Source organism: Pseudomonas sp. ASL3, assembly GCF_056680425.1.
In genome coordinates this window covers 1887322-1902854 of the sequence record NZ_CM155281.1, presented here as the reverse complement: position 1 = coordinate 1902854, position 15533 = coordinate 1887322, and the positions used below count along the sequence as shown (strand labels likewise).

At 56.9% G+C, this 15533-nt stretch carries 12 protein-coding genes and 1 tRNA gene; 5 read left to right on the top strand and 8 right to left on the bottom strand.

All coding sequences use genetic code 11. The annotated features are described in order from the left end of the window. The first annotated feature begins 536 nt into the window (after positions 1 to 536). Both AC1MEE_RS08635 and AC1MEE_RS08630 read left to right on the top strand, forming a co-directional pair. A complete protein-coding gene (locus AC1MEE_RS08635) occupies positions 537 to 2675 on the top strand; it encodes an AAA family ATPase (RefSeq protein WP_480414916.1) in 2139 nt (712 codons plus the stop codon). After that, on the top strand, positions 2675 to 4456 hold the full coding sequence (locus AC1MEE_RS08630) for a UvrD-helicase domain-containing protein (protein ID WP_480414915.1): 1782 nt from the start codon (positions 2675 to 2677) through the stop codon (positions 4454 to 4456). Before AC1MEE_RS08635 ends, AC1MEE_RS08630 begins: the two co-directional genes overlap by 1 nt. A gap of 316 nt (positions 4457 to 4772) precedes the next feature. Here the strand turns inward: AC1MEE_RS08630 and AC1MEE_RS08625 are convergent, their stop codons facing one another. The 6 genes from AC1MEE_RS08625 to AC1MEE_RS08600 all read right to left on the bottom strand — a co-directional run bounded on the left by AC1MEE_RS08625 (position 4773) and on the right by AC1MEE_RS08600 (position 10595). Next, entirely contained in the window at positions 4773 to 6608 is a 1836-nt protein-coding gene (locus AC1MEE_RS08625) for a tyrosine-type recombinase/integrase (protein ID WP_480414914.1), read from the bottom strand. A gap of 235 nt (positions 6609 to 6843) precedes the next feature. Then, positions 6844 to 6919 (bottom strand) — tRNA-Gly (locus AC1MEE_RS08620). Positions 6920 to 6981: 62 nt separating this feature from the next. Continuing rightward, the gene (gene pgsA / locus AC1MEE_RS08615; RefSeq protein ID WP_480414913.1) at positions 6982 to 7542 is read right to left on the bottom strand and encodes a CDP-diacylglycerol--glycerol-3-phosphate 3-phosphatidyltransferase; all 561 of its coding nucleotides are present in this window, start codon (positions 7540 to 7542) and stop codon (positions 6982 to 6984) included. A gap of 32 nt (positions 7543 to 7574) precedes the next feature. Further along, positions 7575 to 9398, bottom strand: coding sequence for an excinuclease ABC subunit UvrC (gene uvrC, locus AC1MEE_RS08610; RefSeq protein ID WP_480416187.1), 1824 nt, complete (start codon positions 9396 to 9398; stop codon positions 7575 to 7577). A gap of 1 nt (position 9399) precedes the next feature. After that, a complete protein-coding gene (gacA, locus tag AC1MEE_RS08605; protein ID WP_480414912.1) occupies positions 9400 to 10044 on the bottom strand; it encodes a response regulator transcription factor GacA in 645 nt (214 codons plus the stop codon). Positions 10045 to 10241: 197 nt separating this feature from the next. Beyond that, entirely contained in the window at positions 10242 to 10595 is a 354-nt protein-coding gene (locus AC1MEE_RS08600; RefSeq protein ID WP_480414910.1) for a helix-turn-helix domain-containing protein, read from the bottom strand. Between the two features lie 81 nt (positions 10596 to 10676). Between AC1MEE_RS08600 and AC1MEE_RS08595 the strand changes: the two genes are divergently transcribed. Then, complete coding sequence (locus AC1MEE_RS08595; protein ID WP_480414909.1) at positions 10677 to 10910, top strand: DNA-binding protein; 234 nt, start codon at positions 10677 to 10679, stop codon at positions 10908 to 10910. A 118-nt stretch (positions 10911 to 11028) separates the two neighbouring features. Here the strand turns inward: AC1MEE_RS08595 and AC1MEE_RS08590 are convergent, their stop codons facing one another. Next, positions 11029 to 11784, bottom strand: a complete 756-nt coding sequence (locus tag AC1MEE_RS08590) for a carbon-nitrogen hydrolase family protein (RefSeq protein WP_480414908.1) — start codon at positions 11782 to 11784, stop codon at positions 11029 to 11031. Positions 11785 to 12473: 689 nt separating this feature from the next. Here AC1MEE_RS08590 and AC1MEE_RS08585 point away from each other — a divergent pair. Both AC1MEE_RS08585 and AC1MEE_RS08580 read left to right on the top strand, forming a co-directional pair. Then, a complete protein-coding gene (locus AC1MEE_RS08585) occupies positions 12474 to 13574 on the top strand; it encodes a 3-deoxy-7-phosphoheptulonate synthase (protein WP_480414907.1) in 1101 nt (366 codons plus the stop codon). Positions 13575 to 13697: 123 nt separating this feature from the next. After that, entirely contained in the window at positions 13698 to 13979 is a 282-nt protein-coding gene (locus tag AC1MEE_RS08580; protein ID WP_480414906.1) for a peptidylprolyl isomerase, read from the top strand. Between the two features lie 105 nt (positions 13980 to 14084). Here the strand turns inward: AC1MEE_RS08580 and AC1MEE_RS08575 are convergent, their stop codons facing one another. Then, positions 14085 to 15419, bottom strand: a complete 1335-nt coding sequence (locus AC1MEE_RS08575; RefSeq protein WP_480412050.1) for an IS110 family RNA-guided transposase — start codon at positions 15417 to 15419, stop codon at positions 14085 to 14087. Between the last annotated feature and the right edge of the window lie 114 nt (positions 15420 to 15533).

Here is a 15533-nt window from a genome sequence, read left to right as displayed (position 1 = left end):
AGACGTACGCGGCATCTGCTTCAACCTCAAGGTGTGGGCAGCTAGGCACTCGACGGCCTTAAGCGCCTGGCTGCACGGGTCGACGAACTGGGCTGGAATGTCCAGGTAGCATCCGGTCTGTTGTTAGCAGACGTGGCACCACGGCTGTTGAAACTGCCTGGAATGGTGGAGAACGATCACATGGGCCATGTGGGCGCGGGAGTAAGAAGCTCGCATGCTGATCCTGGGAGACAGCCCCACCACCCTCTACGGCTTCTAAGGCCCTTTCCGTAGAGAGGCAGTTGCTCTGACGCTGCCTCGATGCGGGTAAATGATCCCGCGTCCACCTTCTAATCACGGCAGTTCCGTTTCAGGCATCCGTGACCAGGGCGGAGCCAGTCAAAGCGATAGCCTGTCGCATTCGAACAGCCCATGCGCACTGCGGCTCGCTGGATGGTGCTGGCCCAATTCCGCGAAACGCCCCTGAATTGAGTCGGCTGGGTTACGATTGCTTCCAAATAACTAAGGCTGCTCAGGGAGCGGCGGGCCGGAGAAGAATGCATATTTCCAAATTGACCCTGGTCAACTACCGGAATTTCAAGAACACGACCCTTCGGTTTCACAAGGGGGTGAACACCATCATCGGGGAAAACGGCTCCGGCAAGTCGAACATCCTGCGAGCGATCCGGCTTCTGCTCGACGACACGATGGTGCGTGCCGCCTACCGCTTAGAGGAATCAGATTTCAGCCGTTCGCTCGGACAGTGGCAAGGTCACTGGATCATCATCAGCATGGAGTTCGAGGAGATCAGCACCGACGAATCCGTGCAGGCGCTGTTCCTACACGGCACAGCTACGCTTGAAGATACGCCGCTCCGAAAGGCTACCTATAACCTCATCTTCCGGCCCAAGAAAGAGATCCGGCTGAAGCTGGCTGCCCTTGATATCTTTGACGAAGACAAGCTTGCTGAAATCCGCAGTGCGATCACAATCGACGACTATGAAACGATTTTCACAGGACGGAGCAGCGCCGACTTCAGCGCCCCCGCCGTGTACGAATCCATCGTCGGCGACTTCGAGTCATGCGACTTCAAATCGGAGACGGAATTTCCGGAAATAGGGGCGAAAGTGCCCGGGTTCCTCTCCGTTACAAAAGAGGTCTCGCTGACATTCATTCAGGCGCTGCGCGACGTTGTAGCAGAGTTCCATAACAACCGAACGAACCCCTTGCTTACCCTGCTCAAGAGCAAAAGCGGGGAGATCAACCCCGAGACGATGCAGCCGATCACTCAGATGGTTCGCGATCTCAACACATCCATCGAGGACCTTGAAGATGTGCAGTCGGTTCGCAACCATATCCGCGAAACCATCAAGGACGCTGCTGGTGAAACCTACTCACCTGCTTCGCTATCGATCAAATCTGACTTGCCTGAGGAGGCTGAGAAACTTTTCCAGTCGCTACGTCTTTTCGTGGGCGAGTCAGAAGAAGGATACGAGGGGGCGATTCATGAGTTGAGCCTGGGTGGCGCCAACCTGATCTACCTGACACTCAAGCTTCTGGAGTTCAAGTACCAACGCGAAAAGCTTTCCATCGCCAACTTCCTCTTGATCGAGGAACCGGAAGCGCACATCCACACCCACATTCAGAAGACCCTGTTCGACCGCATCGCGTACAGCGACGCGCAGATCATCTACACCACACACTCCACTCACATCTCAGAGGTGAGTAATGTCAACAACGTCAACATTCTAGGACGGCACGGCTCATTTTGTGAGGCCTACCAGCCAGCTACGGGCCTTGAACCGTCCCAGGTCACGAGCATTCAGCGTTATCTCGATGCAGTGCGTAGCAATTTGCTCTTCGCCAAGAGCGTAATTCTTGTCGAAGGTGATGTGGAAGAGATTCTGATCCCGGTGCTCGTCAAGCAGGTGCTGGGCTTGAGCGTTGACGAGCTAGGGATCAGTGTCATCAACATCCGCAGCACGGGCTTCAAGAATGTAGCAGTCCTGTTCCACGACCTGCGCATCCGAAAGCGGTGCGCCATCGTCACCGACCTCGATCAGGCGTTCTTCGACATCACGCCATTGCCCACCGATGCCCCACCTACGGTAGCGAAAAAAGTCAAAGCGGCCGGTTCGCAGAAGTCTGGTTTAGAACGTAAAGCCGAACTGGATGTCTTCGTTGCCGAGAACCCATGGCTTGCAACGTTCTACGCCAAACATACGTTCGAGGTCGACTTCGTCGCAGCCGGGAACCATGAAGCCGTTGTTAAGACCGTCCCGAAAGTGTACAAGGACGCAGCAACGATCGAGGAGTCGATCAAAGCACTCCAATCTGGCCAACTGGCCCGAATGGGAGGCCGAACGTTGACGATGGCCCAGCAGGAGGGAAAGGGATGGTTCGCCATCCTGCTCGCCGACCAACTCACCCCTCAGGTACAGATTCCCACCTACATCCAGCAAGCCATTCATTTCGCACATGGCCCTTTCTCCCGCCCGCTGCTTTCCCGAATCCTTCAACATCGCGCCGAGTGCCGGTTCAGTTCCAATTGTTCCGCAGCCCCTCCACACGCTGCTTTCCGGCTTGAGCTGGAACGCTTTCAGCGAGAGGAAATTAGCCTGCAGACCCTCAAAGCGGCAGTCGCCTTTATGCTGCAGGGGGACGTCGTCAATGCGTTCCTGGCGGAGATGGCGTGATGTTCACCTGGGACCCGCGGGATCTTAATTGCGAGCAAGCTGCGGCCGTTGTAGAACCGTCAAGCATCTTCCTTACCGCATGCCCTGGCAGCGGCAAGACACGCACCCTGACCTACAAAATTGCCTATGAGCTGTCTCGCCGCGCAGACAAACGGATCGTTGTAGCCATTACCTATACCCATCGAGCCGCCGATGAGATTCAGGAGCGTATTGAAGACCTGGGCGTCGACACCTCCGGGCTGTGGATCGGCACAATTCACTCGTTCTGCCTGGAGTGGATCATCAAGCCCTACGGCATTTACTGCCCCGCGCTCGCGCATGGTTACCGTGTCATCGACACACATGATCGCGAACTCATGCTGGAGCGGCTATGCGCCCCTTATCGAGGCGTCACTCACTGGGATTGCGACTACTACGTTAGCGAGACCGGGTACTACCTTGGATGCCAAGACACTCGTAAGCACGATGCGATTCACAAGGTTCTGGCTGCATACTTCGAAGAGCTTTCAGCCAGTCGACAGATCGATTTCGAACTGATTCTGTGGCACGCCCATACCCTGATGCAGGACCAGGCGCATATCGCGGTTCTGCTTTCGCGGGTTTTTTCCCATGTTCTGGTAGATGAGTACCAGGACACCAAGCAGATCCAGTACAGCCTTCTGCTTACCATTCTGCGCGCAGGCCGCGGGCAGACGAAGACGTTCATTGTTGGCGATCCGAACCAGGCAATCTACGGATCGCTCGGCGGCTATGCGATACCAGTGGCTGACTTCCGCGCCCAGGCCGGCATCCCGATCAAAGAGATGGCACTCAGTCGCAATTACAGGTCTAGCAAGAGGATCATCAGCTATTTCTCAAACTTCAACGTCCACGCGATGAGCATTAAGAGCGCGGGCGAGCATGCAGCGTTTCCCAGCCTGGTGACCTACAACCAGGACGTCGCTCACACCGATGTGCACGATGAACTGGTCAGGTTGATTCAGGTGAGTCTTGCCGCCGGCAATACACCCCAAAACATCTGCGTGCTCGCTCCATGGTGGATTTTGCTGGCCTCCACGACCCGTAAACTGGTGGCGATGCTGCCCGATCAGCAGTTCGATGGTCCAGGCCTCGTTCCTTTCAGCAACGATTCGGACAATTTCTGGTTCAAGCTCTCCAAAATCTTGCTGACAGAGTCTTCACCGAGGCTCCTAGTTCGTCGAATGCGCTGGGCAAACGATGTGATCAAAGACCTCGGTGATTTCGGTGCGGACACCACGCGGCTTACGCAACGAAAGCTGCTAAGGGAGTGCAACGCACTCTCAATTGATGAGACGGATGGACTCAGGTACCTGGATCAAGCTTTCACCGATTTGTTTGAGCGGCTCAGTTTATCGCCGGAGAATTTCCCACCGCTCGCGGCGCACCGTGAGGCATTCTTTAACAGCTCAGCATCGAGAATCGAGAGACTCCAGAAAGCCGGAGCGAGCTACATCAATCAAGTGTCATTCTTCAAGAAGGTGTTTCGTGAGCGGACCGGCATAACAGTTTCCACTATTCATGGGGTCAAGGGCGCCGAGTTCGACGTTGTTATCGCATTCGGCCTGTTGGAGGGAATGGTGCCTCACTTCAACGAAGCCGACGGTCATGTTGCCGCGAGCAAGCTCCTTTATGTGTTGAGCTCCCGCGCTCGAAAACATCTTCACTTGATCTCAGAAACGGGACGATCGAGAGGACGGTACGGGGTCTATACACCGACCGAGTCACTCGCAGCTTGCCGCTTTAGCTACGACTCAGACTGAGATCACCGGAAGCCTTACCCTCCACCTATTAACTACTGAAAGCCAGCCAGTGCCATACTGGAATCTGTAAGAAATCGCCCTTCGCGATCGCTCGCGCACCAGGTGCGAGTGGGGGCAAAAGTGGGGGCATCGACAGATTCTCTCGACCTTAAACCACCGTCCTAGAGCCAATTCAAAATGTTCTTCGGATATTTTGACTTTCTGCAGTATCTCGACCGCTTCGCGCCCTCCCGCCAACGAGCACCTGGTGACAAAGGGAGCTCGCTGAACGCAATCAAATCAGTGGCAAGCCCCGTTGGCACGCGAAGATGGAACATTAGCTCGAGCCCAAGCCCCTACAGACAATACGCGCGGTAACATCGAAATTATCCATAGTGAGCCCATCGATTGGCGAATGACCTTTCAGTCGCTCATGAGGCATACAGAGAACCCGATACAGCGTCCATGCATCGACATCCGGAAACCGCGCTAACGCCGCAAGCACCAACTGGTGCCGCAATGGATCAAGTTGCCAATCGGGAATGCGCTGACCGCGATTACCCAGGCTCAGGGAGAGCAGGCGTCGGGCCTTGATATCGCGATTGATCTGATCGCGGGATTTACCTGCCAGTCTGGCGAAGACCAGCAGCGGCAAGTTACTCGAAGCCTCAAACGTGGCCAGCATTTCGACCCGTTCACGCTGGATGTCAGACGCGTGAGATTTGTGAGGTTTTCCAGTCCGCATTGGAGCGGGCACGACAGGCGATTGGTTGGGCCCAACAGGCGCCTTCTCGCTGACCAGCACCGTCGCAGGGGCTATCATCGGTAGAAAGCTGCTGCTGTACAGAACGGCATTTGCGTGCGCGTTTTCCAGTAAGGGCAGCGAAGCTGCGCCCTCCAAACGAATAGTCAGCGGCGAGCTGGCTGCTTTCGGTTTCCCCTGCCCCCACAGGTCCAATCTATTCGCCCAATCCTGCATCATGGTCCGACGCTGCTCGACGTATTCCGCGTGGTTGTAGGCCGCACTCACCTTGTCTGGATCGGCATGAGAAAGCTGCGCGTCGACCCATACCTTGGGGTAGCCAATCTCGTTAAGCGCCGTCGAAATCGTCGCCCTCATCCCATGACCGGTCAGTTGGTCGGCATACCCCATTCGACGCAACGCTCCATTCAAGGTGTTCTCGCTAATGCGTTTGCTTAGGTCACTCCGGTGCGCGAACAAGTAACGCTGCGCGGGGACAACTTGGCTCAGCATCTGGCGCACTATTTCAAGCGCCTGGACCGACAATGGCACGATGTAAGGCGGTATATTTGAGGTCTGCTTCCCCGCCTTGCGCATCCCCATCTGAAGCTGCTTTACCACTTCCGGAGGGATGATCCACAACCGCTGCTCCAGATCAAACTGGTCGGGCGTCGCCAAACGCAGCTCTCCGGTACGCACCCCCGTTAGCAGCAATAAGCGAAGACCTAGTCGTGTTTGGATTGCGCCACCGTAGCCACGAAGTGCCGCTAGCAACGCAGGCAGCTCGTCCATACGGAGAAAGGGATTGTGTGCGACAGGGGGCCTGGGAAGCGCTACCACATCAAGGTCCGACGCGGGATTCTGGTCAAGCCCCTCAACCTTCACCAGGGCGTATCGGAATAATTGCTTGAACCAGGTCCGACATTTTTCCGCTGTCGTTAACGCCTTGCGTTGTTCGATTCCGCTTAGCAAGTCCAACAAGTCGTGGCGATTGATGTCGTAGATGGATCGCCGGCCGAGCGTTGGCAGGACGTCTTTTTTGAAGATTCTCAAGATCTGCGAAAGCGTACTCTGGCGACCTTCCTTCAGGCTCAGCCTGCGGAACTCGACCCACTGATCAAACACCGCTTCAAAAGTGTGCTCTGCCGCGCTACGAACTGCGCGACGCTGCTGTTTACGATGCTCATAAGGATTGATGCCCTGAGCAACCAAGGCACGCGCCTCATCACGGCGTGCACGCGCTTCTTTGAGACTGATCTGCGGGTAACTACCCAGGGACATGCGCTTCTGCTTGCCTGCCCAGTAGTACCTGAAGCGCCAGATTTTTCCGCCGCGACTGGTTACATTGAGCGCAAGCCCATCCGTGTCGCCTAGCGTGTAGTCATTACCCGTGATTCGGGCGTGCCGAATAGACATTTCTGAGAGTGCCATAGCGAGCTCCTGAACCGAGTCAGGGCTAGATGCTCATCTCGCTATCCAAGCTGCTCCAGCAACAAACCGATTCAGTGCTTGTCCGAAATCAAGACTCTCATTCGGGACTCAATTCAGGCCTTAAAAGCACTGGATGGTGCTGGATTTCAGTGGTTCCCGCCGGAACGAAAAAAGGACCCGAAGGTCCTGATTTCAATCACTTACAGAATTCAATGGAACTCTGCAGCGCAATATTTGGAGCGGGAAACGAGACTCGAACTCGCGACCCCGACCTTGGCAAGGTCGTGCTCTACCAACTGAGCTATTCCCGCATCTTGGTGACGGCGCTATTCTATAGATTCAAATTGCCCCGTCAACCCTTTGATTCAAAAACTTATTTTTTATCTGTAGTGGTCTTCAAGTGCGGCCAGGCGGCGCGCAAGTATTGAACCATCGACCACAAAGTCAGGCCTGCGGCAATCAGCAGTAGCGTGTAGCCGAGCACCACCCAGAACGTGAATCCGGGTGGGTTGGCCAGCAGAATGACCAATGCCAGCATCTGCGCGGCGGTTTTCCATTTGCCCAGGCTGGAAACGGCGACGTGTGCCCGAGCACCTATCTCGGCCATCCACTCACGCAATGCGGAGATTACGATCTCGCGGCCAATGATGACCGCCGCTGGCAATGTCAGCCACAGGTTGGCGTGCGCTTGAACCAGCAACACCAACGCCACCGCCACCATCAGTTTGTCGGCCACCGGATCAAGAAAGGCGCCGAAGGGCGTGCTTTGTTCGAGGCGGCGTGCCAGATAGCCATCGAGCCAATCCGTTGCCGCCGCAAAAGCGAAGACCGTACTGGCTGCCATGTAGCTCCATTGGTAAGGCAGGTAAAACAGCAGAATGAAGATCGGAATCAGCAGGACACGTATTACGGTGATCAGATTAGGGATATTCATCGGCACAACTGGCTACGAGGTGAGCGGGCATTCTACTCGCTGTGCAGGTTTGCATAAATCAACTCTGCGAGCTTTTTACTGATTCCCGGTGCTTTGGCGATTTCTTCGATGCTGGCGCGGGACAATTCCTGCAATCCACCAAAATGCTTGAGCAGATCGCGGCGCCGTGTCGGGCCTACACCGGCTACACCTTCCAGGGTCGAGGTCCGTCGAGTCTTGCCACGCCGCGCGCGATGCCCGGTGATGGCGAAGCGGTGAGCTTCGTCGCGGATCTGCTGAATCAGGTGCAAGGCCGGTGAGTCGCCCTTCAGGGTGAATTCATGGGCAGCGTCGTTCAGGTACAGCGTTTCGAACCCCGCCTTGCGCGTGGCGCCTTTGGCCACGCCCAGCAGGATCAAGTCAGGCACGGCCAACTCGTTCAGTACGTCGCGGGCCATGGAGAGTTGGCCCTTGCCACCATCCACCAGCAGGATATCGGGCAACTTGCCCTCGCCATCTTTGAGCTTGCTGAAGCGACGGGTCAACGCCTGGTGCATGGCGGCGTAGTCGTCGCCTGCGGTAATGCCCTCGATGTTGTAGCGTCGATAATCCGACTTGATCGGCCCTTCGGGACCAAAGACCACACAGGAGGCAACCGTCGCCTCACCACTGGAGTGGCTGATGTCATAGCACTCAAGACGTTGCGGCGGTTCATCGAGGTTCAATACCTGAGCCAGCGCTTCAAAACGTGCCGTCACATGCTGACGGTTAGCCAAGCGTGCCGACAAGGCCTGCTCGGCGTTGGTCACGGCCAGTTGCTGCCAGCGCGCACGAGTGCCCCGCACCCGATGACTGATGATCATTTCATGCCCCCGCAACGCTTCGATCGCATCGATCAAGGTCGGGAAATCTTCATGGACCACGTTGACAATGACTTCGCTGGGCAGCTCGCGGTCATGATCGCTCAGGAAGTATTGAGCGAGGAAGGCGGCCATGACTTCACCCACCTCCTCCTCGATGCCCACCTGCGGGAAGAAACTCTTGCTGCCCAACACGCGCCCGCCGCGCACGCTGATCAAGTGGACACAGGCGCCGCCGGGGTTGACGAAAGCGGCGACCACATCCACATCACCGGTTCCGCCCTCCATGCTTTGCTGATCCTGGACACGACGCAACAGCGATATCTGATCACGCAGCTCGGCGGCGCGCTCGAACTCCAGCGCCATGGCGGCTTTTTCCATCGACGCATTCAGTTCGTCAGTCAGCGCATTGCTACGCCCCTCCAGGAACATGATCGAGTGCCGTACATCCTCGGCATACACCTCGGGTTCGACCAGGCCGACACAGGGGCCTTTGCAACGCTTGATCTGATATTGCAGACACGGCCGGGTGCGATTCTTGAAGTAGCTGTCTTCGCATTGACGAACCAGAAACGTCTTTTGCAGCAAGCTCAAGCTTTCACGAATGGCACCCGCGCTTGGATAAGGACCGAAATAGCGGCCTTTGGGCTTCTTCGCGCCACGATGGATGCTCAGCCGCGGGTAATCGCTGTCCGACAAATAGACATAGGGATAGGACTTATCATCGCGCAGGAGAATGTTGTAAGGCGGCCGCCACTCTTTAATGAGTGTCTGCTCCAACAACAGGGCTTCGGTCTCGTTGGCGGTGATGGTGGTTTCAATCTGCGCAATCTTGGCGACCAGTGCACTGGTCTTGGGCGCATGCCCCGTCTTGCGGAAATAGCTGGCCAGCCGTTTCTTGAGATTCTTGGCTTTGCCGACATACAGCAGCCGTGCCTCGGTATCGAACATGCGATACACACCAGGACGGCCACTGCAGGTTGAAAGAAAGGCGCCTGGATCGAACGGTTGGGTCATGTCAGAGACTGGCATCGACCATGCCGTGGCGTACGGCCAACAAGGCTAACTCGACATCGCTGCCGATCGAGAGCTTTTCAAAAATGCGGTAACGGTAGGTGTTCACTGTTTTGGGCGACAGGCACAACTTATCGGAAATACTCTGGACTTTCTGACAGCCGACGATCATCAGGGCAATTTGAATTTCACGTTCCGACAGCAAGTCGAACGGCGAATTGTTGCTCTGTGGCTGGAAGGATTTCAGCGCCAGTTGCTGGGCGATCTGCGGGCTGATGTAGCGTTGCCCGGCAAATACCAGCCGGATGGCCTGAACCATTTCAGCCAGACCTGCGCCTTTGGTCATGTAACCCGCCGCGCCGGCTTGTAAAAGCCGAGTCGGAAAAGGGTCTTCTTCACACACCGTCACCGCCACAACCTTGATGTCAGGATGGCTGCGCAACAGTTTGCGGGTCGCTTCCAGGCCGCCGATGCCAGGCATCTTGACATCCATCAGCACCACATCGGGTTTGAGCTCGCGCGCTTTCTTCAGGGACTCTTCACCGGAGTCCGCCTGCCCTACCACTTGCAGACCCTCGATATCGGACAACATCCGTGTGATGCCTGTTCGAACAAGATCATGGTCATCGACAACTAGCACCCTAATCAAGCGGACACCTCACAAAACGGTCATAACGGATTCTGGTCACCTTAGCAAAAACAGCGAGTCAGACCTAGCTCGAAGCTCGATATTGGTGCAAGGCCAATGCGTGAGCAGCGCTGCAGACACGCTACCACTAACGTCTTCATATATTTGAAATTTTTTACGAAAATCCCTGAGCGACACTCCGTACCTCAATTCCCCGCTCAGGTTGGTTTGCTGTTGGTTGGATATGAAGCCGATAACTCAGCCATGGTCGTCGTCAACCGCCTGATGGCATCCTGGTCTTCTTTATGCAAGGTTCTGAAACTGCCCAGTACCTTTTCTTCGGCCTGGCTGAGATTGTCGACAGGAACCGGGGTGGGTGTACCGGTTAGCACGAACAGAACATCCACACCTTTGGCCGCAACAGCGGCCAGATAATCCGCTTTGGGAGCACGATCGCCGCTTTCGTATTTACCCTGAGCGTTTGCCTCTACACCACCAATTTCACCAAAAGCGCGCTGAGACATCCCCAGGCGCTCTCTTTCTTTTCGTAATCTGGAGCCAATTCCATTCATTTGAGTGTATAACCTTGTTGACCTAACCCGTACGAAGGGTAGAATCGAGTAAAATTAAACTGATTTGAACGGTTTTGAACTATGCCCGGAATCCGTACCGCAGCACAAGCGAAGGCTTGGCTGGAGCAACAAGGTAAATCTGTGCAGGAATTTGCTCGGGAGAACAGCATCGACCCGGCCACCACCTATCAAATCCTTGCAGGGCGCAAAAAAGGTAGACGCGGCGAATCGCACAAAGTTGCGGTTCTGCTGGGCATGAAGATCGGCAGCATCCCTGCAGACAAAATATCGGACCCGGCGCAGCAAGCAGAATAAAGCCTGAAGGCCGTCTGACGGGCGTTATCGAACACGCTCAGCGAGAGGTTCAGACCTCCAGAATACGCTCCATCCAGAACAAAGCGTCCTCCTCGCCGAACCGCATAACCCTGTTACCTCAAACAGCTACAACCACTGTCTTGGTTGACCAGCCTTGCGACTCCCGACTGGCCACCAGCAACAGATCGCCAGCGCCTTTTGCCGCACCGATCAGCGTGCCATCCTCAGACCAGAACGCGCTGCGCCCGGCCGATTCCCAACCACCGGTGGCGCCACCGTGATTGGCCATCAGCACGGTCATTTGGTGTTCAGCGGCGTAACCGGCCAGCAGCCCTGTATCCGCGGCATACCCGCCCTCGGTGATCAGCACGCTGGCGGCATACATCGTGGCACCGGATTGCGCAGCGTGCCGAGCGTGGCTGGCCTGAGTGAAGTCAGCGCAAACCGCCAGGGCGATGTGATCAGCGTCGATCCGGACACCCGCTCCACCCTTACCCGGACTGAACACCAACTCTTCGCCCGCATGCAGATGCTGTTTGGTGTAAACGCCTGGTGTCAGGTCAGTCCCCAATACCAGTGCCGCAATCAGGACGTCTTCGCTGCCTGGCAACCGGATCGGTGCGCCGACCACCGTCATCATGCCGCTGTCCCGAGCCAGGTCGTGCAGCGGTTGCAGTCGAGCGTCCCGGGGATCAATCGCCAGCTCCCGGGCCAGCGTGCGCTCGTAACCGGTCAACGACAGCTCAGGGAACAGCAGGAATTCCACCCCGTGCTCAACCGCCGTCCGCATAAAACTCAGATGACGTTGGATATTGGCGTCGATATCACCGGCGATGGAAACGGATTGTGCCGCGGCAATTGTGCGTTTTCCCACAGTCATACTCCTTGATAAGCAGAATCACCCCGGCCACTTAATGGCCAAACCGGAATGACACCACGGAGTTCCTATGGCACGCAAACCCGAGATCCGGGCCTGGCATTCAACGCGCTCAATCACCTCGATGGAAATTTCTAATTGAACCCGGAGGCGCGCCTACAGTAAGCTCGGCGCATCCATCGGAGACACACCATGTTGCAATCCGTCCAATCACAGCCTCGTCACTCTGCCAGCGTCCAGCGCTCGGTAGCGGTCGTGTCTGCGCGGAACGCACAAGGCGCAGTCACTGAGCCGGTCAACTTTTATTTTGGGTATTGGTTTAGCCACTGGCGCGCCTGATACCCACACGGCGCCCACACTCAAGGGGACGCCAACCAGAGAACTCTCTACCCCCGGTCGGCAACCCGATCGGGGGTTTTGTTTTTTCAGGCCCCCAGAAACGCCTGTTTGCACTGAATTGCAACTGAACTGAATCGAGGAACACGACATGAACTACGCCACTTATTACGGCAACGACATCGATTTCGCCTGGCGATTTAGCAGCCTCCGTTCGGGACAGCCTGCCGCCTCCGACCGGTCACTTTCAGGTGGCAAGCCAACACTAAAGGCCCATACGGCCAATTGTCGAACACCCCAATAGGGCGTCGAGCGCGGTAAGACCCCGCGCCCGCCCAGGAAGCCAGAACATGAACTCATCCGTCGCCGTAAAGCCCCTGTCTGACCTGTTACCACACAGCGTGACCCTGATCGACAGCGCCCCTGCCCCACAGCGTCTGCCCAGCACCTTGCAACTCAAGCACCAGTTGCCACTCGACGTCGCCCTCAGCGACCAGGTAGCAGCCCACCGCCAGGCGGTCCGCGCAATCCTCAACGGTGAAGACTCCCGCCTGCTGCTCATCGTCGGTCCCTGCTCGATCCACGACCCGCGCTCTGCCCTCGAATACGCCGGGCGATTGGCGAAGCTGTCCGCCGAGGTCAGTGATCAATTGCTGCTAGTGATGCGTGCCTACGTCGAAAAACCGCGCACTACCGTTGGCTGGAAGGGTCTGGCCTACGACCCGCAGCTCGATGGTAGCGACGACATGGCCGGCGGCCTGACGCTGTCCCGGGGACTGATGCGCGAAATGCTGCGCCTGGGCTTGCCGGTCGCCAGCGAAATCCTGCAACCCATGGCGGCCGGCTACTTCGACGACCTGCTGAGCTGGGTGGCGATTGGCGCGCGGACCACCGAGTCGCAGATTCATCGGGAGATGGCCAGTGGTCTGGCGGTGCCCGTCGGCTTCAAGAATGGCACCGACGGCGGTGTGGCGATCGCCACGGACGCCATGCGCTCAGCGGCGCACGCCCATCGGCATTTCGGCATTGATCGGCACGGTCATCCGGCGATCATCGAAACCCAGGGCAACCCGGACACGCACATGGTCCTGCGCGGAGGTCATCGCGGGCCGAACTACGACAGCCAAAGCATTGCCAACGTACGCACCAGCCTGGAAAAAATCGGCATCCCGACGCGGATCATGGTCGATTGCAGCCACGCCAACAGCAACAAAGACCCGCTGCGTCAGCCTGAAGTATTCAACAATGTGCTTGAACAGCGCCTGCAGGGCGATCGCTCGTTGATCGGCATGATGCTGGAAAGCCATCTGTTCGAAGGGTGCCAGCCATTGAGCGAGTCGCTGCGTTACGGCGTTTCGGTCACCGATGGCTGTCTGGGCTGGGACGGCACCGAGCAACTGTTGCGTGATGCGGCGAACGCGCTGCGAGTTCAAACGAGGAGCGCACACTGAATCTATATAAAGAATGTCCGCAGGCACTGGGCCGACACCCAGAAGACCGAAGGAACTTTCACAGGAAATACCTTCCTTAATCCGGTAGGCTCTCCCTTTTTTTAAAATAGGAGTAACGTTCCCATGGCTAAAGCCACCGCCCGCCACATCCTTGTTGCCAGCGAAGAACTGTGCAACGAACTGAAAGCGCAAATCGAAGGCGGCGCTGATTTCGCCGAAGTTGCCAAGTCCAACTCCAGCTGCCCATCGAGCCGTCAAGGCGGTGATCTGGGTTCGTTCGGACCAGGCCAGATGGTCAAGGAATTCGACACCGTTGTATTCAGCGCGCCAATCAACGTCGTGCAAGGCCCGGTGAAAACCCAGTTCGGCTACCACTTGCTGGAAGTGACCAGCCGCCAGGACTGACAGTCCGCCGCTGTTCGCTGCATACGGCCCGTCAGTCTGACGGGCCGTTTTTATTTGCGCCGTCCTCTCATCAAACAAAAAATAACGCATTGTTTTTTATGCCTTTTATTTGGCCATAACTAACTGCATCCCAAGCTTGTGTGCCTTGCGTTCCAGGGCACGCAGTTGACGGTGTCGACTCTCGGCTTCATAGGCTTCCATACCTCGCTCCACGTAGGGTTGGCCTTTGGTCAACATGACGTAGATCAGGCGGGCCAGTTGATGCGCGGTGGCTTTGATGGCGCACGCGGTATCCATGCGCGCCAACCGGGCTCGATGGCTGGCGCCGATGAAGCTCTTGTCGTTGCGCGCGTTGGACGCGGCCTGCTTCAAGGCCTGCGCGGCTCGATTCGAGACCTTTGGCGGACTACCAGGCAGCTGCCTGCCGCCGGATATCCGGGTCGCAGGTGCCAGGCCGAGCCAGGAACAGAAGTGTTGTTGTGTGGGAAATCGCGATAAATCAGGCCCGATTTCGCTCGCCAGTGCCAAAGCGGTTTCGACGCCGATGGTGGGAATAGCGGTCAAATCAACGCCCATTATTTTTCCCAGCGCACGGTGCAAACGGGCTTGCTCGGCTGACGAGCGGTGCGGGCTGCGCAGTGCCTTGGCCGGCGGCAGAGGTTCATCGTTCAATACCGGCAGTCGATCAATGGCGTGAGCGATGGCCTGATCGCATTCGGCAATTTGCTGTTCCAGAAAATCATGCGTCGCCATTTCCTGAGCCAGGGCATGCAGATGCTCGGTTCGCCAGTTACCGCGCAGGCTGCGGGCAATGGTTTCATGATCGGCCTTGATGTGACCGTTTCGAAAACCGGCCAATACGTACGGATCACGCTCGCCGCCGATGATCGCGTTGAGGATTTTCTTGCCCGTCAGGCCGGTGATGTCACTGATGACAGTGGCTAGCTGGATGTTCATCTGGGTCAAGGCTTTCTGCATGCGATTGACGCTCTTGGCCTGATCGCGAACTTTCATTGCGCGCTGGCGAACCAGAGAGCGCATCGAGCAAATGTCGTCGGCGGGCCGAAAGGCGCCTCTGAGCAAGCCGTGGGTCATGAGCTGCCAAATCCACTGGCAGTCCAGCACATCGGATTTGCGCCCGGAGGTCTGGCGGGTGGCGCGGGAGTTCACCAAATACACCTCGAAGCCCCGTGCATCGAGGATTTCAAACAGCGGTATCCAGTAGACCCCGGTTGCCTCCATGGCCACGACATTGATCTTCAACGCTTCGAGCCAATCGGCTAATGCGAGCAACTCGTCGGTGAACGTTTTAAACGAGCGGACAGGGGTGTCGCTCTGGTCGGGGTTGACCCCCACCCAATGCTCGCGACTGCCAATATCGATACCCGCACAATGAGGGTGAACCACTTCAAAACGTTTCTGCTGGTTCTTGCGCGCCATGACAATTCCTCGCAGGATTGAGGGGCGCGCGGGGAGCACGGTGGCGAATGGATTCACTCTCTCATACGTGGTCACAGCTTGCTGTGCCGACAACGACTCCACGCCGATACCGTG